General features: G+C 68.8%; 25 protein-coding genes. 12 read left to right on the top strand and 13 right to left on the bottom strand.

Features of this window, described 5'->3' with window-relative positions; genetic code table 11:
* Positions 1-4 precede the first annotated feature (4 nt).
* Entirely contained in the window at positions 5-331 is a 327-nt protein-coding gene (locus BWO91_RS02280) for an NIPSNAP family protein (RefSeq protein WP_079000967.1), read from the top strand.
* A 35-nt stretch (positions 332-366) separates the two neighbouring features.
* Here the strand turns inward: BWO91_RS02280 and BWO91_RS02285 are convergent, their stop codons facing one another.
* Positions 367-1,449, bottom strand: coding sequence for a sensor histidine kinase (locus BWO91_RS02285; protein ID WP_079000968.1), 1,083 nt, complete (start codon positions 1,447-1,449; stop codon positions 367-369).
* Complete coding sequence (locus BWO91_RS02290; RefSeq protein WP_079000969.1) at positions 1,446-2,102, bottom strand: response regulator; 657 nt, start codon at positions 2,100-2,102, stop codon at positions 1,446-1,448. Before BWO91_RS02290 ends, BWO91_RS02285 begins: the two co-directional genes overlap by 4 nt.
* A 227-nt stretch (positions 2,103-2,329) precedes the next feature.
* Here BWO91_RS02290 and BWO91_RS19545 point away from each other — a divergent pair, with 227 nt between their 5' ends.
* Genes BWO91_RS19545 through BWO91_RS02300 form a run of 3 tightly spaced genes read left to right on the top strand, consistent with a single transcriptional unit; the run spans position 2,330 to position 4,919 of the window.
* Positions 2,330-2,482: a hypothetical protein gene (locus tag BWO91_RS19545; RefSeq protein WP_153303354.1), complete on the top strand. Its 153-nt coding sequence runs from the start codon at positions 2,330-2,332 to the stop codon at positions 2,480-2,482.
* Positions 2,482-3,696 (top strand): dTDP-4-amino-4,6-dideoxygalactose transaminase, encoded by a 1,215-nt coding sequence (gene rffA / locus BWO91_RS02295; RefSeq protein WP_079000971.1) that lies wholly within the window; start codon positions 2,482-2,484, stop codon positions 3,694-3,696. Before BWO91_RS19545 ends, rffA begins: the two co-directional genes overlap by 1 nt.
* Positions 3,687-4,919, top strand: a complete 1,233-nt coding sequence (locus tag BWO91_RS02300; RefSeq protein WP_079000973.1) for a hypothetical protein — start codon at positions 3,687-3,689, stop codon at positions 4,917-4,919. Before rffA ends, BWO91_RS02300 begins: the two co-directional genes overlap by 10 nt.
* Positions 4,920-4,934: 15 nt before the next feature.
* Here the strand turns inward: BWO91_RS02300 and BWO91_RS02305 are convergent, their stop codons facing one another.
* From BWO91_RS02305 to BWO91_RS02315, 3 genes are all read right to left on the bottom strand, one after another.
* A complete protein-coding gene (locus tag BWO91_RS02305; RefSeq protein WP_079000975.1) occupies positions 4,935-5,441 on the bottom strand; it encodes a hypothetical protein in 507 nt (168 codons plus the stop codon).
* Positions 5,442-5,619: 178 nt separating this feature from the next.
* The gene (locus BWO91_RS02310; protein ID WP_079000977.1) at positions 5,620-6,135 is read right to left on the bottom strand and encodes a hypothetical protein; all 516 of its coding nucleotides are present in this window, start codon (positions 6,133-6,135) and stop codon (positions 5,620-5,622) included.
* Between the two features lie 10 nt (positions 6,136-6,145).
* Positions 6,146-6,442, bottom strand: a complete 297-nt coding sequence (locus BWO91_RS02315; protein ID WP_064295970.1) for a hypothetical protein — start codon at positions 6,440-6,442, stop codon at positions 6,146-6,148.
* 216 nt (positions 6,443-6,658) lie between these two features.
* Here BWO91_RS02315 and BWO91_RS02320 point away from each other — a divergent pair, with 216 nt between their 5' ends.
* Positions 6,659-7,930, top strand: a complete 1,272-nt coding sequence (locus BWO91_RS02320) for an HNH endonuclease signature motif containing protein (protein WP_079000979.1) — start codon at positions 6,659-6,661, stop codon at positions 7,928-7,930.
* Between the two features lie 190 nt (positions 7,931-8,120).
* Positions 8,121-8,588, top strand: coding sequence for a redox-sensitive transcriptional activator SoxR (gene soxR / locus BWO91_RS02325; protein ID WP_276207401.1), 468 nt, complete (start codon positions 8,121-8,123; stop codon positions 8,586-8,588).
* 18 nt (positions 8,589-8,606) lie between these two features.
* On the opposite strand, the gene BWO91_RS02330 is transcribed toward soxR, so the two are convergent.
* From BWO91_RS02330 to BWO91_RS02345, 4 genes are all read right to left on the bottom strand, one after another.
* Entirely contained in the window at positions 8,607-8,996 is a 390-nt protein-coding gene (locus BWO91_RS02330) for an MmcQ/YjbR family DNA-binding protein (RefSeq protein ID WP_079000980.1), read from the bottom strand.
* A gap of 47 nt (positions 8,997-9,043) precedes the next feature.
* Complete coding sequence (locus tag BWO91_RS02335) at positions 9,044-9,565, bottom strand: hypothetical protein (protein WP_205847566.1); 522 nt, start codon at positions 9,563-9,565, stop codon at positions 9,044-9,046.
* Positions 9,566-9,645: 80 nt separating this feature from the next.
* Positions 9,646-10,431, bottom strand: coding sequence for an MBL fold metallo-hydrolase (locus BWO91_RS02340; RefSeq protein WP_079000981.1), 786 nt, complete (start codon positions 10,429-10,431; stop codon positions 9,646-9,648).
* 56 nt (positions 10,432-10,487) lie between these two features.
* Positions 10,488-11,138, bottom strand: coding sequence for a TetR/AcrR family transcriptional regulator (locus tag BWO91_RS02345; protein WP_153303355.1), 651 nt, complete (start codon positions 11,136-11,138; stop codon positions 10,488-10,490).
* A 203-nt stretch (positions 11,139-11,341) separates the two neighbouring features.
* Here BWO91_RS02345 and BWO91_RS02350 point away from each other — a divergent pair, with 203 nt between their 5' ends.
* Entirely contained in the window at positions 11,342-12,121 is a 780-nt protein-coding gene (locus BWO91_RS02350) for a CPBP family intramembrane glutamic endopeptidase (RefSeq protein ID WP_240555653.1), read from the top strand.
* Positions 12,122-12,124: 3 nt separating this feature from the next.
* Here the strand turns inward: BWO91_RS02350 and BWO91_RS02355 are convergent, their stop codons facing one another.
* The 4 genes from BWO91_RS02355 to BWO91_RS02370 form a co-directional block, all read right to left on the bottom strand.
* Positions 12,125-12,814, bottom strand: coding sequence for an SOS response-associated peptidase (locus tag BWO91_RS02355; protein ID WP_079000985.1), 690 nt, complete (start codon positions 12,812-12,814; stop codon positions 12,125-12,127).
* A gap of 38 nt (positions 12,815-12,852) precedes the next feature.
* Positions 12,853-13,836: a TerC family protein gene (locus tag BWO91_RS02360; protein WP_079000987.1), complete on the bottom strand. Its 984-nt coding sequence runs from the start codon at positions 13,834-13,836 to the stop codon at positions 12,853-12,855.
* A gap of 256 nt (positions 13,837-14,092) precedes the next feature.
* Positions 14,093-15,130: a LacI family DNA-binding transcriptional regulator gene (locus BWO91_RS02365; protein ID WP_079000989.1), complete on the bottom strand. Its 1,038-nt coding sequence runs from the start codon at positions 15,128-15,130 to the stop codon at positions 14,093-14,095.
* Positions 15,123-16,706: a sugar ABC transporter ATP-binding protein gene (locus BWO91_RS02370; protein WP_079000991.1), complete on the bottom strand. Its 1,584-nt coding sequence runs from the start codon at positions 16,704-16,706 to the stop codon at positions 15,123-15,125. Before BWO91_RS02370 ends, BWO91_RS02365 begins: the two co-directional genes overlap by 8 nt.
* 267 nt (positions 16,707-16,973) lie before the next feature.
* On the opposite strand from BWO91_RS02370, the gene BWO91_RS02375 reads away from it, so the two are divergent.
* The 5 genes from BWO91_RS02375 (at position 16,974) to BWO91_RS02395 (ending at position 25,464) form a co-directional block, all read left to right on the top strand.
* Positions 16,974-17,972, top strand: coding sequence for an ABC transporter substrate-binding protein (locus tag BWO91_RS02375; RefSeq protein WP_079000993.1), 999 nt, complete (start codon positions 16,974-16,976; stop codon positions 17,970-17,972).
* 119 nt (positions 17,973-18,091) lie between these two features.
* A complete protein-coding gene (locus BWO91_RS02380; protein ID WP_064295086.1) occupies positions 18,092-19,618 on the top strand; it encodes a sugar ABC transporter ATP-binding protein in 1,527 nt (508 codons plus the stop codon).
* 80 nt (positions 19,619-19,698) lie between these two features.
* The gene (locus tag BWO91_RS02385) at positions 19,699-20,739 is read left to right on the top strand and encodes an ABC transporter permease (protein WP_079003803.1); all 1,041 of its coding nucleotides are present in this window, start codon (positions 19,699-19,701) and stop codon (positions 20,737-20,739) included.
* Positions 20,736-21,779, top strand: coding sequence for an ABC transporter permease (locus tag BWO91_RS02390; RefSeq protein ID WP_079000995.1), 1,044 nt, complete (start codon positions 20,736-20,738; stop codon positions 21,777-21,779). The genes BWO91_RS02385 and BWO91_RS02390 overlap by 4 nt, the downstream gene beginning before the upstream one ends.
* 73 nt (positions 21,780-21,852) lie before the next feature.
* Positions 21,853-25,464 carry a family 43 glycosylhydrolase gene (locus tag BWO91_RS02395; RefSeq protein ID WP_205847567.1) on the top strand — a complete coding sequence of 1,204 codons (3,612 nt, stop codon included), beginning with the start codon at positions 21,853-21,855 and terminating at the stop codon, positions 25,462-25,464.
* Positions 25,465-25,489: the final 25 nt, after the last annotated feature.

Genomic DNA, 25,489 nt, shown 5'->3' on the forward strand with positions numbered 1-25,489 from the left:
ACCCATGATCACCATCCACCTCCGCTACCAGATCGACCCCGAGCAGCTCGACACCTTCACCGAGTACGGGCGGCGCTGGATCCGCCTCGTGAACCGGCTCGGTGGCGACCACCACGGCTACTTCCTCCCCGCGGAGGGCGACAACGACGAGGCGTTCGCGCTGTTCAGCTTCCCGTCGCTCGCCGCGTACGAGCAGTACCGCATCGCCGCGACGACGGATCCGGAGTGCATCGAGGCCTACGAGCTCGTGCGGGGCACCGGCTGCATCGTGCGCTTCGAGCGTCGGTTCCAGACGCCGCTCTTCGGCGATGAAGCGGACCTCCGACCCTGAGCCTCAGTGACCCTGAGCCTCAGTGACCCTGAGCCTCAGTAGGGCGCGCGGAACGTCAGGGTGAACCGGGTCGGCGCGTCCTCGGTGAGGAGGGACCCGTTCAGGAGTTCGGCGCGTTCGCTCAAGCCGACGAGGCCGTGGCCCGCGGACGACCACGAGCTGTCCGACGCGCGTGCGGGGCGGGCGTTCCGGATGACCACGGTGACCTCGTCGGCGGAGGCTTCCGCGCGCACGTCGACCGCGGCGCCCGGCGCATGCTTGCGCGCGTTCGTCAGCCCCTCCTGCACCGTCCGGTAGATCGCACGCTGCAACGGTGCGGGGAGGCCGTCCGGCAACTCGATGGCGGAGGTGACGGCGATGCCGCTCTCCGCGATCAACCGGGCGAGGTCGTCGACCGTCGGTTGCGGGGCCAGCGGCGCGTGTCCGGTCTCCGCGCGCAGCAGTGTCACCATGTCCCGCAGCTCGTCGAGCGTGCGCGACGCGAGCGAACGGATCGTCACCGCCATCCGCTTCGTCCCGGGTTCCTCGGTCTGCACCTGGATCGCGCCGGCCTGGACGGCGATCAGACTGACCTGGTGGGAGACGACGTCGTGCATCTCCCGGGCGATGCGCGTGCGCTCCTCGACGAGGACATCGGAGGCGATGCGCGCCCGCTCGCTGCGTCGGACCTGTTCGAGGTCGCGGATGCGGTCGAACAGCTCGCGGCGGGTGCGCACGAGCAGGCCGAAGGCGATCGGTGCCGCAGCGTAGAGCGCGGCGTACACCATGGAGAGGATCGTGTAGTTGGGCGACGTCCACCCCCACCACGGCACCGCGGCGAGGACGAAGACCACGGCGCCCGTCGTGACGAGCCGCCAGCGTCGCCGTTCCCGCACCGCGACGGAGAAGAGCGATGCCAAGCCGGCGAGGGTGGCGAGGTTGAGGGTGAAGGCCGGCACAGCCAGGAGGAGCGACAGCCACGGCCAGCGTCGCCGGAAGACCAGGCCGACGGCAGCGGCGATCGCCAGGCCGGACTCCCAGGGGGTCGCCCACTCGAGCGTCGTCAGGCTCTCGACGGCCGCCGCCGCGATGAGGGCGAGTTCGAGGAGGACCGACCAGAGCCGGGAGCGCGGCTTCACCGCGGGGCCGCCTCGTCGCCGCGGACCCCGGCACGCTCGGCGATGATGGCGGCTTCGAGTCGGGTCGTCACCTCGAGTTTGCCGAGGATCGCACTCACGTGGTCCTTCACGGTGGCGCGGCTGAGGTGCAGTACCTCGCCGATCTCAGAGTTGGACGCACCGGTCCGGAGCGCCGCGAGCACCTCCTGTTCGCGGCCCGTCAGCCCGGACAGTCGCTTCGCCGCCTCGCGGTCGGCGGCGCGGGCGAATCCGCCGACGAGCGTCCGGGACACCTGCGGGGACAGCACGATGCCGCCCGCGGAGAGGGATCGGAGCAGCATGGGGAGCTGCTCCGGGTCCGTGTCCTTCACGAGGAACCCCGCGGCGCCACTGCGGAGGGCGCGTGCGATGTAGTCGTCGGAGTCGAAGGTGGTCAGGATCGCGACGACGGGTGGGTCGTCCCAGGTCTGCAGTTCGTCGAGGATGTCGAGCCCGTTGCGCCCTGGCATGCGGACGTCCAGGAGCACGACGTCGGGACGGCTCGAGCGGATCGCCTCCACGGCGTCGACCCCGTCGACCGAGGCGACGACCTCGATGTCCTCGACGGCACCCAGGATGAGTTCGAATCCGGACCGTACCAACGCCTCGTCGTCGACGATGGCCACTCCGATCACGGTGTCCTCCTCAGCTCGACTCTCACCCTACGAGTCCGGGGAACCGGGCGGCGACGGTGGGGAGGCTGAACCCGCCAGGTGGCGGGGGTGGAATAGCCCGCAGCAGGATGTGGACCGCGCCCGCCGAGGCGGAGACTGAATCGCTTGGTCCCGTGGAGCGGTACCTGGCGCGTCCGGCATCGACGATGTCGGACGGACGATGGGGGAGTACGCATGGGGGACGTCACGTGAGGTCACGACAGGGGAGCGGCACGCGCCGCCGGACCGGCGTTGACGACGCTCCGACCGTCGGCATCGGGATCCTCGCGACCGTCGGCGTCATCCTGTTGGTGGTCCTCGCCGGCGCGTTCGTCACGGCCCTGGCCCTCGGTGGCCGTTGATGGTCGAGGTCTCCCTCGCGCAGCGGATCCCGCTGTCGAAGCCCTTCCGCGCGGCCGGTGAGCTCGAACAGCTCGAACACGTCCTCGCCGGAGACCACGTCCATGGCGACGGAGTCTTCACCGCGTCGGCCTCCGAGCGCCTCCGGAACGTCACGGGCGCGCCGCACGTGCTCCTGACCACCTCGGGGACCCATGCGCTCGAGATGATGACCCGCCTGATCGGCGTCGGTCCCGGCGACGAGGTCATCCTGCCGACCTTCACCTTCCCGTCGGCGGCGAACGCGGTGGTCCTCGCCGGTGCGACGCCCGTCTTCGTCGACAGCGACCCGGTGACGGGCAACCTTGATCCCCAGCACGTCGCCGACGCCATCGGACCACGCACGCGGGCGATCTCCGTCATGCACTACGGCGGCGTCCCCGTGGACGTGCCGGCGTTCCAGCAGCTCACGGCCGAGCACGGGCTGCACCTGCTCGAGGACAACGCGCACGGCCTCGGGGTCGCGGGCGACGGTGTCCGCCTCGGCACGGTCGGAGCGATGGCGGCCCAGAGCTTCCACGACACGAAGAACGTGCACTGCGGCGAGGGCGGTGCCCTGCTCATCTCCGACGAGACCGTCCTGCTGCACGCGGAGATCATGCGCGAGAAAGGGACCGATCGCGCACAGTTCCTCCGCGGGCAGGTCGACAAGTACAGCTGGGCGGACCTCGGGTCGAGCTACCTGCCGAGCGAGCTCAACGCCGCCGTCCTCGACGCCCAGCTCCGCGAGTTCGACGTCATCCAGGGGCATCGGCACCGCATCTGGGACCGCTACGCGGCCGAACTCGCCGAGTGGGCGCACGATCGCGGCGCGACACTCATGGACCCACCCGGTGGCGTGCACGCCGCGCACCTGTTCTTCCTCCTGCTCCCGGATGCGCAGGTGCAGCAGGAGCTCCTGCTGCACCTCCAAGCGCACGGTGTCGGTGCCGCCTTCCACTACGTGCCGCTGCACTCGAGCGCTGCGGGTCGGCGCTACGGCAGAGTGGTCACCGAGCCGCAGCACGCGGTCCGGTTCGCCGAGCGTCTCGTCCGGCTCCCGTTGTGGCCCGCCATGACGGACGACGAGGTGGACCGGGTCATCACGGCGGTCCGCGCATTCGGACCAGTGACACCAGCAGCACCCGCCGCACCTGCGGTGACGGCATCGACGGGACGGGACTCCAGATGGGCATGATCGGGCAGGGGCTCCGTGCCATCCGTGGCGAAGGCGTCAGGTCGACGCTCTGGCGCGCCGTGCACTTCGCCGACGGACGGTTCAATCCGATGCGGCGCAAGCCGACGGACCTGTACCCGAGCGACGCCATCGCCGCGGACTGGACGGTGCCGCGGAACTTCAACGCCGCCGAGTTCCCGGAGCGCCCGTACGACGTGGCGTGGTTGATCTCACCGCCGAGCCGGACCTCGGGCGGCCACCAGAACGCCTTCCGGTTCATGGAGTTCCTCGAGCGCGCCGGGCATCGGCTCACGATCTACCTGTACCAGGCCTCGGCTCAGCCCGCGGTCGACATCCCCGGGATCCGGGCGATGATGGCCGCGAGCAGCGCGTACCCGGAGCTGCAGGCCGACATCGTCCGGTACGACCCCTCGACCGGGATCGCGCCGGGCGTGGACGTCGTCGTCTCCTCCGACTGGCAGACGGCCTACCCCGCCTTCCGCTACGAGGGTCCGGCCAAGCGGTTCTCCTTCGTGCAGGACTTCGAACCGTGGTTCTACCCGGCCAGCAGCGAGTACGTCCTCGCGGAGAACACCTACCGGTTCGGGTTCCACGGCTTCTCCGCAGGGCCGTGGCTCGCGCAGAAGGTCGCGGACGAGTACGGGATGAGCTGCGACCACTTCGACTACTCGGTCGACAAGCAGCACTACTCGCATGTGAACGACGCGCCCCGCACCGAGATCCTGTTCTACGCCCGCCCGCCGACACCTCGACGCGGCTGGGAGATCGGCGAGCTCGCCCTGACCGAGTTCCACCGACTGCGCCCCGACATCACGATCAACCTCGTCGGCTGGGACATGTCGGGATACGAGACCGGCTTCCCGTTCGTCAACCGGTCGGCGATGGACATCTCGGAGCTCAACGCGGTCTACAACCGGTGTGCCGCGGGCCTCGTCCTCTCGCTGACCGACATGTCGTTGCTGCCGCTCGAGATCATGTCCTCCGGGGTCGTGCCCGTCGTCAACGACAGCCCGAACACGACCGGGGTCCTCGACAGCCGGCACATCGAGTACGTCCCGCTGTCGCCCGCGGCCATCGCGCGTCGCCTCGTCGACATCATCGAGCGGCCCGACGCGGTCGAGCACGCCAAACGCATCTCGGCGTCGATCACCGCCGCGGACTGGTCCGACCCGGGCACACAGTTCGTGGCGCAGTTCGAGCGCGCGATGCGAACGTCGATCTGACAAGTCTCCGCCGCGTCAGCCCGCCCGCACCTGTCGGCCACGCGAGTCGATGTCGGGCACCGTGGGGGTGGTCGCCGCTTCGCGCGAGCCGAGGACGGTGAGCGCATGCTCGACCGCCTCACGCACGCTCAAGCCGGTCGCCGTGAGGGTGTTCAGCTGCGCGAGGGCCTCGGGGTCCACGATGACGACCGAGACGGGCGATTCGGGCCCCGCCTCGCCCACGGCGGACCCGGCGCGAGCCCGACGGGTGGCGAGCCCGCGAGCGATCCACGCCCGGTTCCGCTCGACGTCGATCTTCAACAACCGTTTGTTGTTCCGGACCCGTTCGGCGACGAGTCTGCCCTCGTGGATGTCGGAGTACACCTGCCAGCGCGGGTAGAGGAGTCGGGTCGCGAGGTCGGTCGGTCGCAGGGGCTCGGGGAGGTCGTCGATGAAGTCCTGCAGCACGGCGTCCGCGAGCGCGGCGCGGAGCGGTCGCCGCTGCAGCACGTCATCGGGCGAGGTTGGGAACGGCAGGGTCATGGGGATCCGGTGGTCAAGGGTCGGGTGTGATCCAGTGTCGCTCCGGGTCCTGGGTCCGAGATGGATCCCGCCTGGAAACCACCCCGGAACCAACCCCTGCAAGCCGTTGACCATGCAGGTGCCGGTTTCATCGCACGGACCTGATCGGCAGCACGGCGAGTCCGCCCAGGACGAGAGCTCAGGCCCGTGAGCGTTGCTTCCAGCCGGTGAGCCGCTGGAAGCGCCGGCCGTCGATCGGGACGGTGCGGTCGATCATCGAGAGCGTGGCCCGGTGGGTCCCGCCGATGACCCGGGTGGCCTGCTCGGTGGCGGCCGCGACGCGTTTGGCGACCATACCGACCGTGCTGGCTTCACCCTTGAACCCCCACACCGTCGTCGTGTGGAGGACGGAGCCGTGCTCGGTCGGCCGTACGGCGACGGGCACCGCGCACCGGGCGAACGGCCGGCGCACGCCGAGTAGCGAGAGGAGCGGCACGACCTCCAGAGCGAACCCGCTCCAGTTCGAGGCGGCGTCGTCGCCGATGACGGCGTAGCGGATGGTCCAGGGGTCGGCGGTGAACTCCTCTGGAGCCACGGCGAAGCCGTCCGCCTGCAGCGTCGACAGCATGGCCGTCAGGGTGTCGTTCGGTGGAAGCGGTGAGACGACCTCATGGAAGCGCACCATCGATCCCACGGAGAATGCGTGGCCGCTCACGCCGGTGTCCCTACTGGTCCACCGCGTGGACGGAGAGCACGACCTGCTCCTCCGGCACGAGTGCCTCGAGTGCCTTGCGAGCGCTCGGGTAGTCGCGACCCTCGGCCTCGATGGTGCGGGTGGCGGTCGGACGGAAGACCGCGGTGCCGACGAGGTCGCCGTTCACCCGGCCACCGCCGTGCAGTCCGGCGAGGGCGTGCCCGGGAGGGGTGGAGGCGATGACAGCGGCACGCAGAGCGGCGACGTCGGGTGCGGAGGCTTCGGTGGTGATGGTCGCGCGGTCGCGGACGGTGGCGATGAGCTTCACCCCTCCAGCCTACGGAACGTCGTGAATCCGCCGCACCCCCGCCGGTCCCTGAGTACCCTCCTCCGGTCCCTGAGCCTGTCGAAGGGCCAACGAGCGACCTCACGAATCCGGCGCTGTTCCTCCGGCCCCTGAGCTTGTCGAAGGGCACACGAACAACTTCCACAGTCACCCTCACTCGGCATCTGGAATGTCAGTGGTCCATGGTGGACTTGTCCCATGACCGAGACCACCCTTTCCGCGATCCGCGTCGGCGACGAGTACGCCGCGCAGCTCGCGGAGTTCTCGGACGGGTACGCGGAGATCCAGCGGCGTCGCGCCAAGTTGGACGCCGAGGAGGCGCGCCTCCTGGCCCGCTCCGCCGCCTACGCGGACGCCTTCGCCGACGCCACGGTCCCGGCGATCTTCCCGCCCGCCGAGCGTCAGGCGCTGTCCCGCCGTTCGACCTGCGCGGCCCTCGCGATGGCGACCCGCACGCCCGAGCGGACCGTGCAGCGTGCGAGCAACGACGCGGAACGCCTCGTGAACGAAGCGCCGGCCGTGCTCGCCTCGCTCGAGGCAGGGCGTATCTCGGCGCGGCATGCGCAGACGATCATCGACCAACTCAGTGATGTGCCGGTCGAGGGGCGGGCGGTGTTCCTCGCGGAAGTCTTAGCGGTCGCGGAGGAGTCCACCAACGCGAACCTCCGCAGACGCGCTCGCGTCCTGCGCGAGCGCCTGCACCCGGAATCGATCACTGCGAGAGCGGTCCGGTCCGAGGCGGACCGCCGGGTCGAGTTCGAACCGGCAGCGGACGGCATGGCGTGGGTGCACCTGTTCACGACGGCACCCATTGCGCAGGGCATCCTCGAGCGCGTCGAAGCGGCCGCCGCGGAGTCACGTAAGGCCGGTGACACCCGCACCTGCGCCCAGCTGCAGGCGGACGCCCTCGCGGCGCTCGCCCTCACCGGCGTCACACCGGAAGACGTCATGTCGAGCCCGGTCCTCCCGCACCCGATCGAGGTCCAGGAGCACATCAAGCCGACCGTACAGATCACGGTCCCGGCGCTGAGCATGGCCGGTGCCTCAGAGGCCCCGGCAACCCTCGACGGCTACGGGCCCATCGACCCTGAGACCGCCGCACGCATCGCGGTGAACGCACCGAGCTTCACCCGGATCCTGGTCCAGCCCGAGACCGGCGCGGTCCTTTCCGTCGGCCGCAACCAGTACAGGGTTCCCGCCGACCTCCAACGCGCGGTGCGCCTCCGGGACGGCACCTGCCGGGCACCAGGCTGCGGCAGACGGGCCCGGGCCTGTGACCTCGATCATTCGATCGCGTGGGAGGACGGCGGGACGACAGATGTCGGCAATCTCGCCTGCCTCTGTCGACATCATCACCGGATGAAGCATCTCCCCGGTTGGAACCTCCAACACGCACCGGGCGGCGTCCTCGAGTGGACGACACCCGACGGCAAGCATCACCGGACGGAACCGGACCCCGCACCGTTCTGAACCCGCCGACGAGGGGTTTCTCGTGGGCACTTCGACAAGCTCAGTGACCGGGGAGTGTGCCGCACACGCGGGTCCCTGAGCCTGTCGAAGGGCGGTCGGGTCGCACGCTCAGTGGGCGAGAAGGTGTGCCCGGACATGCGCGGCTCCTGTAGCGTCGAGACGAGCTGTACCTCAAGGTCGCTTGAGGTCGATTCGAGGAAGCTGGTGGAACGCGGTGCACAGCCCCGACGAGTTGCTCAGTGTCGGCGAGATGAGTCGTCGCACCGGCGTCGCGGTGTCGGCGCTGCACTACTACGAGCGGCTCGGCCTCATCGGTTCCGAACGGACCACCGGCAATCAGCGGCGATACCCCCGGCACATGCTGCGCCGCGTCGCGCTCATCTCGGTCGCGAAGCGACTCGGTATCCCGCTCGAAGACGTGGCGGAGGCGTTCGCCGACGTGCCGCTCTCCAGCACCCCGAGTCACGAGGACTGGCAGCGTGCCTCCCGCCGCTGGCAGAAGGTCCTCGAACAGCGTCGGCGCGGGATCGAGCAACTCGAACGCGAGCTCACCGGCTGCATCGGCTGCGGCTGCCTCTCGATGAAGGCGTGCACGCTCCTCAACCCCGACGACGAACTCGGCGACACCGGCACCGGCGCCAGGCGAATCCCGGTCTGAGTGCTGCCGGCCCGGTGCTCAGCGTTCGCGGAGTTGCCCGAACGTGCCGGGATCGACCGGCCGCAGCCGCTTCGGCAGCCCCTCGACGACGAGCAGGTACGACTCCGTGACGAGGTCGTCGACGAACGCCGGTTCGAGCTCGCCGTCCGGCTTGAGCGAGATCCAGTGTCGTTTGTTCATGTGGTAGCCGGGGATGATGTCGGGGAAGGCCTCGCGCAGGCTGCGGCTGTCCTCGGGCCTCGCCTTCAGGGTGACGATGGGTTCGCCCGTCGCCCCCGTCTGCAGCATGAAGACCTTGCCGCGCACCTTGTAGACGTCCCACTCCTCGCCGAACGGGTGCGTCAGCTCCGCACCGGGGAGTTCGTCGGCGCGGCGAGCCGCCCGGTCCTGCAGCTCCGAGCCGTGCATCGTGGTCCTCCTCGGTGTCGGTGTCGGTGTCGGTGTCGGTGTCGGCGTCAGCCCTGGCCGCTTGCCGGACGGAGCCTGGCGAGGTTCGGGAGCGGAGACCAGGCGCCCAGGCGTGGGTAGTCGATCGTCACGCCGGCGACGCCCAACTCACCGAAGGAGAGCACCCAGTCGATCGCGCCCGGCATCGGGACCGCCAGCAGCGACACCGTGGCATCGGACGGGACCAGGCCGTTCGCGTAGGCGGCCTCCTGCGCCCGCGTCCCGCTGCTGTAGATGCAGAGCAGGTTGCCGGGCTCTGCGGCGATCGCATATGGCCGCGGGTCGTCCTCCGGACCGCGGTTGATGAAGACCCACCGGTCGAGTGCGGCGACCGCCCGCCAGAGCCGGATCTGCGCGTCGATGTCGTCCGGCGCCGCCCGGCAGGCCCCGTTCAGTGCGTCGAGCTCGGCCAGTACCTCGGGAGCGGGTTCGAGGGTGCGGCCCTGGTTCGGCTGCTCCGGGGCGTCGGTCTGTTCATCGACCGGGCTGCCATCGTTCGGGCTGCCGTCGCGGCGGAACGGGTTCTTCATGGTCACTTCCTCGTGGCTCGGGATCCGGGTTCGGGGACGCGACCAACGCTATCGCAGGGGTCCGACGGGAAGCCGGAGGTTCAGAACGCACTCCCGAAGGCGAGGGCTTCCGCCGCCGCCTGCGCGGGCGAGCCGAAGAACGCCGGGCCGTGTCCGGGCAACACGACGGAGGCCGGAAGTCCGGCCAGCGTGGTCAACGACTGGCGGGCGCGCTGCAGGTCGCCGTGGAACATCTCGGGGAGCAACTGCGGGCCGTTGTGAGGGCTGGTGGGGTGGGCGGTGACGAGCGCGTCGCCCGCGACGAGGACACCGTGCTCGATGAGGAGGAATCCGAGGTGCCCGCGCGTGTGGCCGGGGAGGGGGAGCGGGCGGACCGCGACCCCGAGGATCGCCCGGAGCTCGGGCACGTCCTCGATCGCGGTGACCGACGTCGGCGGCACGACCTCGAGTCCGCCGGCCTCGACGGCGTGGCTGACCCAGTCGGCGACCCCGGGACGCTCGAGGTGGGGTTGGACGTCGGCGAGCCCGACCTGCTCGAGCACCTCCCGGCGGACGTTGGGGATCTCGTCGCGGGACGTGAGGATGGCACACTCCGCCAACCCGGCGATGAAGGTCGCGTTGCCGATGTGGTCGCTGTGTCCGTGGGTGAGCAGGATCGCCCGCACGTCCTCGACCGCGTAGCCGAGCGCGCCGAGGGTCGCGGTGACGGCTGCACCGTCGCCGGGGTAGCCGGTGTCGATGAGGACCGGCCCGAGGTCACCCTCGACGATGATCCAGTTGACGGACGGGCCCTGCACGAGGTGCACGCGATCCGCGACCGTGGTGCTGCGGGTGGTGCCGTTCGGCACGGCGTCGATCTGGGACATGGGCGTCCTTCCGATTGCGGAGACGGGGTTCGGGGAGGGGTCGATGCCCGGGGAGGTCAGTGCTCAGCTTGCCCGGCGACGAGCTCATGAGCGGCCGCCGCGGCGGTCGTCGTGGCTGCGGCGCCGGCGGGATCGACGGTCGCGAGGATCGGCCGGATCAGGGTGATCAGTCGCTCACTGAGCTCGGCCGCATCGTCGTCGCCCACCGTCGTGGTGACGAGTCCGAAGCAGGCGTCGAGCAGGACGTCTGCGACGCCGTCGAGGTCGGGGAGGTCGAGATCGTGCGCTGCGGCCTCCATGCGGAGGTTCGTACGCGTGTAGGCCCGCCAGTCGAACACCGTGTAGACCGGATCGTCCATCCGCGGCAGTTCGTGCAGGAGCCGGATGGCGCCCATCGCGATGGGGGACCGCTGCGCTTCCTGCGCGGAGGCGAGGATCATCGTCACCCAACGGAGCGCGCCGTAGGGCACGCCGATCCGTGCGTCCGCCGCCTGCCACCGTTCGTCCTGCTCCGCGATCACCGCGTGCGCGAGGCTCCGCTTCGACGGGAAGAGGTGGTACCCGATGACCGACTTCGGCTTGCCCATGACGGACGCGATGCCGGAGAACGACGTCCCGGCGTAGCCGTTCCGGCCGAACTCGAGTCCGGCGGCGTCGATGATCTCGTCGCGGACCTGGTTCATCGCATACTGGCGCAGACCGCTCACGAGCGCTCCTTCGAGGTGGAGGGCCCAGGCTCGGGCCGCTAGACGATCGTCTGAGTCAGACGCTCGTCTAGCTTAGACGAGCGTCTGTGAGGAAGCTGAGGGTGCATCGGATGACCGGCGGTCAGCCGGGAGCTCGTCGCCGGTTCCGCAGTCGCCCGATACATTGGACATCGATTTCCCTGCCGACTGGAAGGCAACAGCGTATGCGCGTCACCCCTCGTGTCTGGATCGGCCTGGCGATCTACGTCGGTTACGTCGCCGTCATCTTCGTCGTATCGAAGCTCAGTGGGGTGGCGTACACCGAGATCGGGACGTCCGCGGAGTTCACGTGGCGAGGTGCGGTCCTCGACCTGGCGGTCGGCGCGGTGCTGCTGGCCATCACCACCTGGCTGTTGGGATGGTGGAGGCCTGCCCTGTTCGAGCGGAGACGCTCGCACCACAAGTGGCCGATCTTCGTCCCCGCCCTCATGCTGGTCGTCGCCGTCGCGAACCTGGTCAACACCGACTGGTCGAAGTTCGACCCGTCGTTCCTCCTCTCCCTGCTCGCGCTGGGCCTGGCGGTCGGGTTCTGCGAGGAGCTGATGTCGCGCGGTCTGCTGCTGACGGCGTTCCGCTCACGTCTTTCCGAAGTGTGGGTGTGGCTGCTGACCTCCCTCCTGTTCGGAGCCATGCATCTGGTCAATGCAGCACTCGGCGCTCCATTCCTCAACACGCTCGGACAGGTGGTCCTCGCCGCGATGTCGGGCACCTGCTTCTACATCGTGCGGCGGGTGACCGGCTCCCTCATCTGGGCGATGGCGTTGCACGGCATCTGGGACGTCGCCGCGTTCTCGGTGGGTTTCGCCCCGCTCGGCACGCCCTGGGCGGCCTACCTGACGCCGGCCATCGGCATCCTCGCCGTCGCGGTCGTGTACTGGGTGATCAAGGGGACAGACGAGCGACAGGTCGGATCCCGAGCGGGCGCGACACCCGCCCTGAGCTGACACTCAGCCGGGGAGTGGCTCGATGAGGTGCGGGCCAGTGTTACGGACGTTGTTGACGTCGCGCGTGACCTCGTAGTGGGTGAGATCGTGGGCGACCGCGAAGGACTCCCGGTCGAGCAGCTGCAGCAGCTGGTCGGTGTCGAGGTGGTCGCCGAGCCAGTCGTCGTAGCCGTCGGGGGTCAGGCAGGCCGGCATCCGGTCGTGGACCTCGCCCGGGGAGACGTGCGCGTCCCGCGTGATGATCGCCATCGACAACCGCCACTTGCCGGGGTCGTCCTCCGCCTTGACCGGGTCGGGCCAGGCGCTGATGATGCCCGCCATCGCGAGCTCGGCGTCGGGGTCGTGGATGAAGTGGGGCTGCTTGCCCGTCTCGGTGACCACCCACTCGTAGTACCCGCTGGCCGGGACGATGCACCGTGCCGAGGCGAAGGCCTTGCGGAACATGGAGGCGGTCGCGACCGTCTCCATGCGCGCGTTGATGGGTTGTGGCCGCTGCTTGGCGAAGTCCTTGGCCCAGCCGGGGACGAAGCCCCAGCGGGCGCTGGTCGCGGCCCGTTCCTCGTGCCGGGTTCGGACCACGGTCACCTCGGTGGTGGGGGCGACGTTGTAGTCGGGCGCAGGCGCCTCGAACTCGGCCACGAGGTCCGCGAGGAGGGTGGACGTGGAATCGGTGACGACGAAGCGACCGCACATGCGCTCAGCATAGGAGCGCACGTGCGGTCGGTCGACCCCTACCGCTCGATGCCGGCCCGCGCGTCGCGTCGGCTCTTCGCGAGCGAGGCGACCGTCGCCACGGTGATGGTCGCGGCGATGAAGAGCAGCGAGAACCAGATCGGGATGTCGGGGATCCAGTCGATGTGCTGACCGCCGTTGATGAACGGCAGCTCATTGACGTGGAGGGCGTGGAACACGAGCTTCACGCCGATGAAGGCGAGGATGACGGCGAGGCCCTGGGCGAGGTAGACGAGGCGTTCCAGCAGACCACCGATGAGGAAGAACAGCTGGCGGAGACCCATCAGGGCGAAGGCGTTGGCGGTGAACACGATGTACGCCTCCTCGGTGAGGCCGTAGATCGCGGGGATCGAGTCGACCGCGAACACGAGGTCGACGAACCCGATGGCGACGATCGTCAGCAGCATCGGCGTGAAGAAGCGCTTGCCGTCGATCTTCACCGAGAGTCGGTCGCCGTGGTAGGTGTCGGTGATCGGGAGGATGCGGCGGGCGAATCCGACGACCTTGCCGTTGGCCGGGTCGCTCTCGTGGCTACCGAACGCCTGGCGGTACGCGAGGAAGAGCAGCAGCGCGCCCATCAGGTAGAAGATCCACGAGTAGTTGTCGATGAGTGCGGCGCCGACGGCGATGAACGCGCCGCGCATGATGAGGGCGATGATGATGCCGATCATCAGCACCTTCTGCTGGTACGCCTTCGGCACGGCGAACCCGGCCATCACGATGAGGAAGACGAACAGGTTGTCGATCGACAGCGCCTTCTCGGTCAGGTACCCGGCGAAGTACTCGCCGCCGTACGTCCAGCCGGAGACGAGGCCGATGCCGACGCCGAACAGCAGGGCGAGGCTGACGTAGAAGATCGACCAGCGTGCCGACTCGCCGATGGTCGGTTCGTGGGGCTTCCGCACGTGCGCGAAGAACTCGTAGACGAAGAAGAGGATCGTGACACCGATGGTGATGATCCAGATCAGCGGGGTGACGGCCATGGTGGCTCCAGGGGCTCGAGGACGGGACTCCGACGCGATGGTCGGAACACGGTCTTCTCCACTCTCGATGAGAGCCGACACCCCGGGACCCGATGGCGGATCCGTACTGACGAGCATGTCGCGAAGGAGTACTCCCCCTGCTCCGACAAGTGTAGGTCAGGGGTGGGAGGGGGTGCCTGGGAATTCGCCCTTCGACAGGCTCAGGGACCGGGGTGGGTGGCTCAGGGACCGGGTGGGGCTCAGTGACCGGAGACGCTCAGGGGACGTCGACGCTGCGCCTCGCCAAGCGCTCGGCGTTCGCCGTCGCCGTGGAGTCGCGCAGGATCAGCTCCGGTACCGAGGGCGGCACCGCTCCCGGGGGTTCTCCATTGACGTGGTCGAGCAGGGTCGCGAGCAGGGTCCGGCCGACCTGTTCGAAGTCCTGCCGCACGGTGGTGAGCGGTGGCGACAGGTGCTCCGCCTCGGGGATGTCGTCGAACCCCACGACGCTGAAGTCGAGCGGGACCCGGAGGCCGCGCTCCGTGAGGGCGTGCATGAGGCCGAGCGCCATCTGGTCGTTGGCGGCGAACACCGCGGTGACCTCGTCGTCCAGCTGACGCCCGAGGGAGTATCCGGACGTCGGCGTCCAGTCGCCGGTCCCGACGACCTGCGCGACGAGACCCGCTGAAGCGAGTTCGTCCCGCCAACCACGCTCACGCTCGCGGGCATCGATCGCGTCCGGTGGTCCGCCGAGGTGCCCGATACGCCGGTGGCCGAGCGCGATGAGGTGTGCGGTCGCCGCGCGCGCGCCGGCGTACTGGTCGACGCCGACGGTCACCATGCCCGCGCGTGGCGTTGCGTGCAAGGCGACGAGCGGCACGCTGAGTTCCATCCCCGCCACGATGTCGGTGACCCCCTCGCGCGCGCTGATGACGGCGATGCCCTCGACGTTCTGGCGCAGGAACCCCTCGACCGCTGCGCGCGCGGAACCCGGGTCGCTGTCCACCATGTTCGCGGTGAAGACCGACCAGCGTGCGTCGCGGGCCGCCGCGTTGAAGTGCAAGACCGAGGACGAGGGCCCGAACTCGGTGCCGCCGGTGGCGATGAGGCCGATGGTCCGGGATCGCTTCGTGACGAGCGTCCGGGCGGCGGGGGAGGGGACGTAGCGCAGCTGCTTGATCGCTTCGTCGACCCGCGCCTTCGTCGCCGGCCGCACGTTCGGGAGGTCGTTGAGCACCCGTGACACGGTCTGGTGCGAGACCCCCGCGAGCCGCGCGACGTCGAAGATCGTCGCATGACGGGACGGCTCAGCCACGCGGTCCCCTCTCGTCGTCGGCGGTCGTGCTCGGTTCCGGCGGGGCCTCGTCCGGCCCCTCCGAGATCGCGGCCAGCAGCTTCGAGACGGTGAGGTCGTAGTTCGGGAGGTCGGCGACCTTCCGTCGGTCGCGCAGCACGGCGATCCGGTGGCTGATGCGCAGGACCTCCTCGAGTTCGGCTGAGATGAACACGACCGACAGACCGTTCTCGGCGAGCCGGGTCACGAGCTTCTGGATCTCGGCCTTGGCGCCGATGTCGATGCCTCGGGTCGGTTCATCGAGCACGAGCAACCGAGGAGCGAGCGCGAGCCACCTCGCCAAGAGTACCTTCTGCTGGTTCCCTCCTGAGAGCTCCTTCATGAGCGCATCGGGATTCGCCGGCTTGATGCCCATCGCCTGGATGTAGCTCTCGGCCAGTTCGTTCTGCCGACGCAGCGGGATCCGTCTGAACCACCCGAGGTCCGCCTGGAGGGCCAGCGCGATGTTGTCGCGCAGGCTGAGGTCGCCGATGATCCCCTCGGTGCGACGGTTCTCCGACGCGTAGACGATCCGTTGTTTGAGGGCGCGGCGCGGGGATCCGAGGCGGGTGGCCCTCCCGGCCACCTCCACCGAGCCGGTGTCGGCCCGGTCGACGCCGGTCAGGAGTCTGGCGAGCTCCGTCCGTCCTGAGCCGAGCAGTCCGGCGATGCCGACGATCTCGCCCTCGTAGACCTTCAGGTCGATCGGTTCGATCGCACCCTGGCGCCCGAGCCCGATCGCCGAGACGAACGGGTCCTCACCGTCGAGGGAGTCGCCCTCATCGGAGGTGTCGAGCCCGCGTCGGATCTCGTCGAAGGTCGCGAGCTCTCTACCGATCATCTTGTGGACGAGGTCGATCCGGAGCAGTTCGTGCGGGAGGTATTCGCCGACGAGTCGGCCTTCGCGCAACACCGTGAGGCGGTCGGAGATCTCGTAGACCTGGTCGAGGAAGTGCGAGATGAACAGGATCGCGACGCCCTCGGCTTTGAGGATCGAGATGACCCGGAAGAGTTCGGTGACCTCGTCGTTGTCGAGGCTCGAGGTCGGTTCGTCGAGGACGAGCACCTTGGTGCGCACGGCGATCGCCCGGACGATCGCGACGAGCTGCTGGATCGCCGGCGGATGGGCGGAGAGCTGCGAGGCCGGGTCGATGTCGAGTCCGACGACGGCGAGCAGCTCTCGTGCGCGCTCACGCATGCGCCTCCCCGAGATCCCTCCCCAGGCATGACGTGGTTCGCGGCCCAGGAGGATGTTCTCGGCGACGGTCAGGTTGGGGAGGAGGTTGACCTCCTGGTAGACGGTGCTGATCCCGTGCGCCTGGGCGTCGGCGACGCTCGAGAACGAGACCTCGCGTCCTTCGAGGAGGATGCTTCCGCTGTCGATCCGATGGACCCCGGTCAGCGACTTGATCAGGGTCGACTTCCCCGCTCCGTTCTCGCCCATGAGGGAGTGGACCTCGCCGGGGAACAGCCGGAGGTCGACGTCGTCGAGCGCTTTGACGCCGGGGAAGCTCACGGACACACCGCGCAACTGCACGAGTGGCGTGGGCGAGGTCATCTGCAGCTCTCCGTCGAGGTGGTCGCGGCCGGGTGTCCGCTGATCACCCGACTCTAGCGCGCGCGACGGCACCGCCGGGAGGCCGCTCCGCAGGAATTGTGAGGGCTCACATTGCCTGTTGACAACCCTTCCCAGCCGTGGCTAATGTTCAGCACAACGCAGATGTGATCGCTAACAATCACCGACCACCTGCGTCACCGCAGCACCACGCACGTCACATTCACGCCGCACCCATCGTCGGGACCGCGGGTCTCAAAGAGGAGAACAATGTTCAAGACAACACGTGTCCGCGCACTCGCGGGCCTCGCCCTGGTCGGTGCTCTCGCGTTCAGCGCGACCGCCTGCTCCAGCGGTTCCGGAAGCTCCGACGGCGACGCCGGTTCGGACGGCGAACTCACCACCATCGGCTTCGTGGCCGTCGGCCCCGAGGGTGGGTGGCGCACCGCGAACGAGAAGAACATCCAGGACTCGTTCTCGAAGGAGAACGGCTTCGACCTCAAGTACGCACCGGCGACGAACGGCGACCAGAACTCGCAGATCACCGCCTTCACCTCGTTCATCGACGAGGGCGTCGACGCCATCCTGCTCTCCGCCACCGAGGCGACCGGCTGGGAGAGCGTCCTGGAGCGCGCGAAGGAGGCCGAGATCCCCGTGGTCCTGCTCGACCGCGGCATCGAGCCGAACGACACCGAGCTCTACACGAGCCGCATCGCCCCCGACAACGTCGGCATCAGCGCCTCGGCCGCCGAGTGGGCGAACGGTCAGTTCCCCGACGGCGCCAAGTACGTCGTCCTCGAAGGCCCTCCCGGCCTCTCCGTCGTCAACGACCGCAACAAGGGCTGGGACGACACCATCGACCCGAACTTCACCAAGCTCGAGTCGCAGTCGGCCAACTGGTCCACCGAAGAGGCGAAGAGTGTCTTCGAGACCATCCTCAAGGCGAACAACAACGACGTCCAGCTCGTCTTCGCACAGAACGACGAGATGGGCCTCGGCGCAGCACTCGCCGTCGAGGAGGCCGGCCTGAAGCCCGGAACCGACGTCAAGATCATCACGATCGACGGCACCAAGGCGGCGCTCGAAGCACTCGCCGCCGGACGCCTGAGCTTCGTCGCCGAGTACAACCCGCTGTTCGGTGAGACCGCGATCGACATCGTCAAGAAGGCACTCGCCGGCGACACGGTCGAATCGGACATCGTGGTGCCGAGCGTCACGTTCGACTCTCCGGACGCTGCGACGGCAGCTCTGCCCGAACGCGCCTACTGATCCGACCCGGTCGCCCGGCAGCCACCCCCCTTCGCTGCCGGGCGACCGCCCACCCGCTTCCCGGGGACCAGACTCCCCGGCGACGACGCCGGATCGACCGGCAGAACGACCAGGCAGACATGGCAATCACCGAGCCGATCGTCGAGATGCAGCACATCTCCATCGAGTTCCCGGGCGTCAAAGCCCTGCAAGACGTGGACTTCCGTCTCTTCCCCGGCGAGGTCCACACGCTCATGGGCGAGAACGGCGCCGGCAAGTCGACGCTCATCAAGGCGCTCACCGGGGTGTACAAGATCGACTCCGGCACGATCCTGGTCGCCGGAGGACCCCGCTCGTTCTCCGGAACGGCGGACGCGCAGAGCGCCGGCATCTCGACCGTCTATCAAGAGGTGAACCTCTGCGACAACCTCACCGTCGGCGAGAACGTCATGCTCGGTCACGAGGTCCGCGGTCCCTTCGGCATCAACTGGCGCCGCACCCACGAAGCCGCACACGAAGCGCTCGTCGGGCTCGGCCTCGGGCACATCGACCCCAAGCAGCCGCTCTCGAGCATCTCGCTCGCGCTGCAACAGCTCGTCGCGATCAGCCGGGCCATGGTCACGAAGTCGAAGGTGCTCATCCTCGACGAGCCGACCTCCAGCCTCGACGCCAACGAAGTGGAGGGCCTCTTCCAGGTCATGCGCCGACTACGCGACCAGGGCGTCGCGATCCTCTTCGTCTCCCACTTCCTCGACCAGGTCTACGCGATCAGCGACCGACTCACGGTGCTCCGCAACGGCGAGTTCGTCGGGGAGTACCGCACCGCGGACCTCAACCGCACCGAGCTCATCTCCAAGATGATCGGCAAGGATTACGGCGCGCTCGCCGCCCTCGGCTCCAACCGCGGCCGCACCGCCACAGCCGACACCCCGGCGTTCTACAGCGCCAAGGACCTCGGGCGGAAGGGTTCCATCGACCCCGTCGACATCGAGGTCCACGCCGGCGAGGTCGTCGGTCTCGCAGGGCTCCTCGGGTCGGGCCGCACCGAGCTCGGTCGGCTCATCTACGGTGCAGACCGTCCCGACTCCGGCACGGTCACGATCGACGGCGCGACCGCCGAGGTCCACACGCCCATGGCCGGCCTGTCGAAGCAGATCGCCTTCTCCACGGAGAACCGACGTGACGAAGGCATCATCGGCGACCTGACCGTACGGGAGAACCTCATCCTCGCCGTCCAGGCCCGCAGGGGCTGGGCGCGTCCGCTGTCCCGCCGCGAGCAGAACGAGCTCTGCGACAAGTACCTGCTCGAACTCAACGTCCGGCCCTCCGACCCGGAACGACCCATCAAGAACCTCTCCGGCGGCAATCAGCAGAAGGTGCTCCTCGGCCGATGGTTGGCGACGAAGCCGCAGCTCATCGTGCTCGACGAGCCGACCCGTGGCATCGACGTCGGCGCCAAGGCCGAGATCCAGGAGGCGATCGCCGCGCTCGCCGAGGACGGGATGTCCGTCGTGTTCATCTCCTCCGAGCTCGAGGAGGTCGTGCGCTTGAGCGAGCGGATCGTCGTGCTGAAGGACCACCGTAAGATCGGCGAGATCGTCAACGGACCCGAGGTCACCGCAGACACCATCGTCGACCTGATCGCCACCGAAGGGAGCGCCACGTGAGCGCCACCAGTCAGGGGCCGGCCCGTTCCGGTTCCTCCGCACGCGGCGGCCAGGGCTCGGCCCACGGCGTCGTCAGCACCATCGTCCACCAGCCCTACATCTGGGCGATCGTGACCCTGCTGCTCCTGCTCGTCATCAACCTCATCAAGGACCCCGGCTACCTCGGCATCTCCGTCAACGGCACGACCGGCAACCTGTCGGGCAACCCGATCGACATCCTGCGAGCGAGCGCCCCGATCATGATGATCGCGGTCGGGATGACGCTCGTCATCGCCACCCGCGGCATCGACCTCTCGGTCGGTTCCGTCATGGCCGTCTCCGGCGCCGTGTCGATGGAGTTCATGAGCAACCAGAGCGGCGGCGACGCGGGTTCGGCCATCGTCGCCGCGCTGCTCGCGCTCGCCGTGAGCGCCTTCCTCGGCACGGTCAACGGGGTGCTCGTCTCGATCGTCGGCCTGCAACCGTTTATCACGACGCTCATCACGATGCTCGCCGGTCGAGGCCTCGCGAAGGTCATCACCTCGGGGCAGAACACCTCCGCCACGAACGAGCCCTTCCGCTGGCTCGCGAACGGCACCGTGTTCGGATTCCCCGTCGTCTTCATCATCGCCGGTGTCATCGTCGCGATCGTCGCGTTCCTCGTCCGGCGCACCGCGCTCGGCCTGATGATCGAGTCCATCGGCATCAACCCGCGCGCCGCCCGGATGGCGGGTATCCGCCCCATCGGCATCCTCATCGCCGTCTACATCGTGAGCGCCGTCCTCGCGGGCGTCGCCGGGATCTTCAGCACCGCCAGCGTCATGACGGTCGAGGTGGCGAAGACCGGGTTGAACGCGGAGATGGACGCCATCCTCGCGGTCGTCATCGGCGGCACCTCGCTCGCCGGCGGCAAGTTCTCCCTCACCGGCAGCGTGATCGGCGCGCTCCTCATCGCGACCCTCGACAAGACGATCGTGTTCCTCTCCATCCCCTCCTCGGCGACGCCGGCGTTCAAGGCCGTCGTGATCGTGATCATCTGCCTCCTCCAGTCACAGCGCGTGAGAGCCCTGTTCGCCCGGCGGAAGTCCCGGACGACGCCTACGGCGTCGGTCCCCACGCGAAAGGAAACGGTGTCAGCATGAACACCCTCACCGACCGACCGACGCCCGACGCTCCGGTGCTCCCACGGCGCTCGCTGCTGTCCCGGCTGACGCCCAACCTCGAGACCTTGCCCACCCTGGCGGCCGTCGTCATCTTCATCGGCATGGTCGTGTACGGCGAGATCGCCTACGGACGCATCGTCCAGGCCAGCACGATCTCGAACCTGCTCATCAACAACGCCTACCTGATCATCCTCGCCGTCGGCCTCACCTTCGTGATCCTCACGGGCGGCGTGGACCTCTCCGTCGGTGCGATCATCGCCATCAGCAGCCTGATCGGGGTGATGCTCGCGAACTCGGGCTGGAACCCGATCGCGGTGATGGTGATCATGATCCTGATCGGCTCCGCGTTCGGCGTGTTCTCGGGCGTGCTCGTGCAGTACTTCAACGTGCAACCGTTCATCGCCACGCTCGCGATGATGTTCCTCGGGCGCGGTCTCGCCTCGATGCTCAGCACCACCCCCGAGCGTCTCGCCGACGACTCGCCGATCCGTTCGCTCTCCACCGAGTGGAAGGTGATCGACGGCCCGAAGATCAATGACCTCATCACCACGCCGAACGTCCTGATCGCTCTGCTCGTCGTCGCCGCGGCGTTCGTGGTGCTCCACAAGACCCGCCTCGGCCGGACCGTCTACGCGATCGGCGGCTCGGAGCAGTCGGCGCTGCTCATGGGGCTGCCCGTGGTCCGCACGAAGCTCATGGTCTACGTGATCAGCGGCACGCTGGCCGGTCTCGCGGCCGTCGTCTACACCTCGAAGCTCGGCATCGCCCAGAACATCACGGGCGTCGGCTGGGAGCTCGACGCCATCGCAGCGGTCATCATCGGCGGCACGCTGCTGACCGGAGGCGCAGGCTTCGTCCTCGGCTCAGTCGTCGGCGCGCTCGTCCTCGGCCTCATGAACGTGCTCATCACCCGCGACGGCAGCATCCCGCCGGAGGCGACCACCATCATCACCGGCGGCATCCTGCTCGTCTTCGTCCTCCTCCAGCGACTCGTGGTCTCGCGCAAACGCAAGACCTGACGCCCGCACACCCCCACCGCACCACCCGTTCCATCCCGCTCGACAACGACGCCGAACCAGGAGAACCACCCCCATGAGACAACTGCGCCTCAAAACGGTCGTCGCGACCTCCGTCGCGGCCCTGATCCTGCCGCTCGTCGGTGCCTCCGGCGCCGCCGCAGCGGTGTCGCCGGGGACCGCCCCGACAGCGACCTCCCAGTCCAGCTTCCGAACCGCCCCCACGGCGCAGGAGGACCTGGACGCCGCCGCGGCGGCGCTCTCGATCGCGAACGTCGACGACGTGCGCGGGAATCTGACCCTGCCCGGAGCACCCGAGGGGATCGACATCGCCTGGGCGTCGTCGGACACCACCGTGATCACCACCGACGGTGTCGTGACGCGGCCCGCCACGGACACCACCGTCACCCTGACCGCCACGCTGAGCCAGGGCGAGGCGACCGCGACGCGCGAGTTCACGGCGACCGTCCGCGCCGCGATCGCGACCCCCGACTACGAGGGCTACGCCTTCGCCTACTTCACCGGCAACTCGCTCGCCGGCGAGAACATCTACTTCGCCGCCAGTGAAGGCAACAACGCGCTCGACTGGAACGAACTCAACGCCGGACGCCCGGTCCTCACCTCGGACGAGGGTACGAAGGGGCTGCGCGACCCGTTCCTCATCCGCTCTCCCGAGGGCGACACCTTCTACCTCATCGCCACCGACCTCTCGATCGGCAGCGGCACGTCCTGGGGAGACTCCGTCCGCACGGGCAGCCACTACCTCGAGGTGTGGGAGTCCCACGACCTCGTGACCTGGTCCGACCAGCGGCACATCGAGGTCGCACCGGAGAACGCGGGCAACACCTGGGCACCCGAGGCGTACTACGACGACACCATCGGCGCGTACGTGGTCTTCTGGGCTTCGTCGCTCTACGGCGCCGACGACCCGGACCACACCGGGAACAGCTACCACCGCATGATGTACGCGACCACCCGCGACTTCACGACGTTCAGCGAGCCGCAGGTCTGGCAGGACCAGGGTGTCTCGCGGATCGACTCGACGGTGATCAAGTCGAGCGACACCTACTACCGCTTCACCAAGGACGAGGGCGCCGGTGGCACCGGGTGCGCCGACATCATCCAGGAGTCCTCCACGGACCTGCGGGCCACGCTCGAGTCCTGGACGGTGCTCGACACCTGCATCGGTCGCGACGCAGGCACCAGCGCGGTCGAGGGGCCGACGGCGTTCGCCGCCAACCCGGGCGACGTCAACGGTGACAAGTTCTACCTCTTCGTCGACGAGTACGGCGGGCGCGGCTACATCCCGCTCGAGACCGAGGACATCGCGAACCCGGACTGGCAGGTCGCGAAGGACTACGACCTTCCTGCGAGCCCGCGCCACGGCACGGTGCTCCCGGTCACGGCTGCAGAGCTGCAATTGCTCGAGGACAGCCTCGGCGGAGCACCCGAGCCGGTGCCCGCGAACGAGGACGGCGAGATCGTCCGCTACGACTTCGCCGGTTCCGCAGGCTCGACACTCAGCGACGTGTCCGGCAACGGCCTCGACGCGACGGTCGAAGGCGGTGCGACCTTCTCCGACGGTGCGCTGCAGCTCGACGGTGGCGACGATTACGTCAAGCTGCCGGACGACCTGCTCGCCGGGGTGACCGACGTCACGGTGGAGGCGGAGGTCTGGATCGACCCGACGCAGGCCAACCCGTACTTCATCTACGGGCTCGGCAACACCACCGGTGGCGCCGGCGACGGCTACCTGTTCAGCACCGGCAACGGGTACCGGACGAGTCTCGCGACCGGCAACTGGAGCACGGAGCAGACGGTGTCGCAGGGCAAGGACCTGACGCGCGGTCGCTGGGCGAAGCTGACGTACACGTTGCAGGGCACCACGGCCACGATCTACCTCGACGGCATCGCCGTCGGCACCGGGACCGTGACGGCGGATCCGGGCGACATCGGCGGCGGGTGGACGAGCGCCAATTACCTGGGCCGTTCGAACTACGACGCCGACAACCGGCTGAAGGGCGCGTTCCGCGAGTTCGCGATCTACAACCGCGCCCTCTCGGCGGACGAGGTGCTCGCCGGCTCCGGGAACACCGCGGCACTGACCGACATCGGCCTCGAGGAGGACGTGTTGAAGACCGCCCCGATCGTCGACAACGACCGCCACGAGGTCGTCTTCCCGGTTCAGCCCGGAACGGACCGCACCGCCTTGAGCCCGACCTTCACGACCGCGGCCGGTGTCACGGCGAGCCCCGCCTCGGGGACCGCCCTCGACCTCAGCAGCCCCGTGACCGTGACGTTGACGCCGACCTCGGGTGAGGCCGTGACGTGGACGATGCGGGCGGTCGAGATGAAGAGCCCGGTCATCCCCGGTCTCTACGCCGACCCGAACGTCTTCGTCTGGGGCGACACCTATTACATCTACGCGACCACCGACGGCTTCGCCGGTTGGGGTGGCAAGGAGTTCTACGTCTGGTCGTCGAAGGACCTCGTCGACTGGGAGCGTTCGGCGGAGCCGATCCTCACGCTCGACGGCGCGAACGGGAACGTGCCGTGGGCGACCGGCAACGCCTGGGCGCCGACGATCGGCGAGAAGGACGGCACGTTCTTCTTCTACTTCAGTGGCCACAACCCCTTGGTCGACCGGAAGACCATCGGCGTCGCCGTCGCGGACAGTCCGGCCGGTCCGTTCACGGCTCAGCCGAACGCGATGATCCTCAACGACGAAGCGGTGACCTCGGGACAGGCGATCGACCCGGCCACGTTCACCGACCCGCAGACGGGGAAGAGCTACCTGTTCTGGGGCAACGGTTCGCCGGTGTACGCGGAGCTGTCGGACGACATGCTGTCGATCAAGGCCGACACGCTCAAGCGCATCGACGGCCTGACCGACTTCCGCGAGGGTGCCTTCGTCAACTATCGGGACGGGATCTACCACCTGACGTACTCGATCGACGACACCGGTTCGGAGAACTATCGGGTCGGGTACGCGACGGCGACGAGTGTGGACGGCCCGTGGACGTACCGCGGTGTGATCCTGCAGAAGAAACCCGAACTCGGCATCCTCGCCACCGGTCACAGCTCGATCCTCAACGTGCCGGGCACCGACGACTGGTACATCGTCTACCACCGGTTCGCCATCCCGGGTGGTGACGGCCAGCACCGCGAGACGACGATCGACCGACTGACGTTCGACCCGGAGACGGGCCTCATGAACCCGGTCGTCCCGACCCTCGAGAGCGTCGGCCCGCAGCGGATCGCGGTTCCCGGTGCCGAGGGCACGCTGACGATCGACCGGCCGTCGGTGCGGGTGGGTGAGTCGTTCTCGGTGTCCGGGTCCGGCTTCGCCGCGGGGGAGCAGGTGCGGTTCACCCTGTTCTCCACCCCGACCGACCTCGGGACCGTCGTCGCAGACGCTTCGGGTGCGTTCGTGGCGACACTCACGGTGCCCGCTTCCGTGGTGCCGGGAGCGCACACCCTCCAGGCGCTCGGCGCGGACTCGGGCATCACGGCCGAGGCGGCGCTGACCGTCCTGGCAGCGGATGCCGCGGCTCCGGGCGCTGCGGGGTCCGGTCCTGGTGCGCTCTCGACCACCGGTGTCTCGGTCGTCGGATTCGTCGGCCTGGCCGGGCTGCTCCTGGCAGCCGGTGCGTGGCTGGTCGTCCGTCGCCGACGCGTCGCGTCGTAGCCGGCGCCCGCCTGCACCGATCCCG

The sequence above is a fragment of the Plantibacter flavus genome, from assembly GCF_002024505.1.
In the GTDB taxonomy this organism is placed as follows: Bacteria; Actinomycetota; Actinomycetes; order Actinomycetales; family Microbacteriaceae; genus Plantibacter; species Plantibacter flavus_A.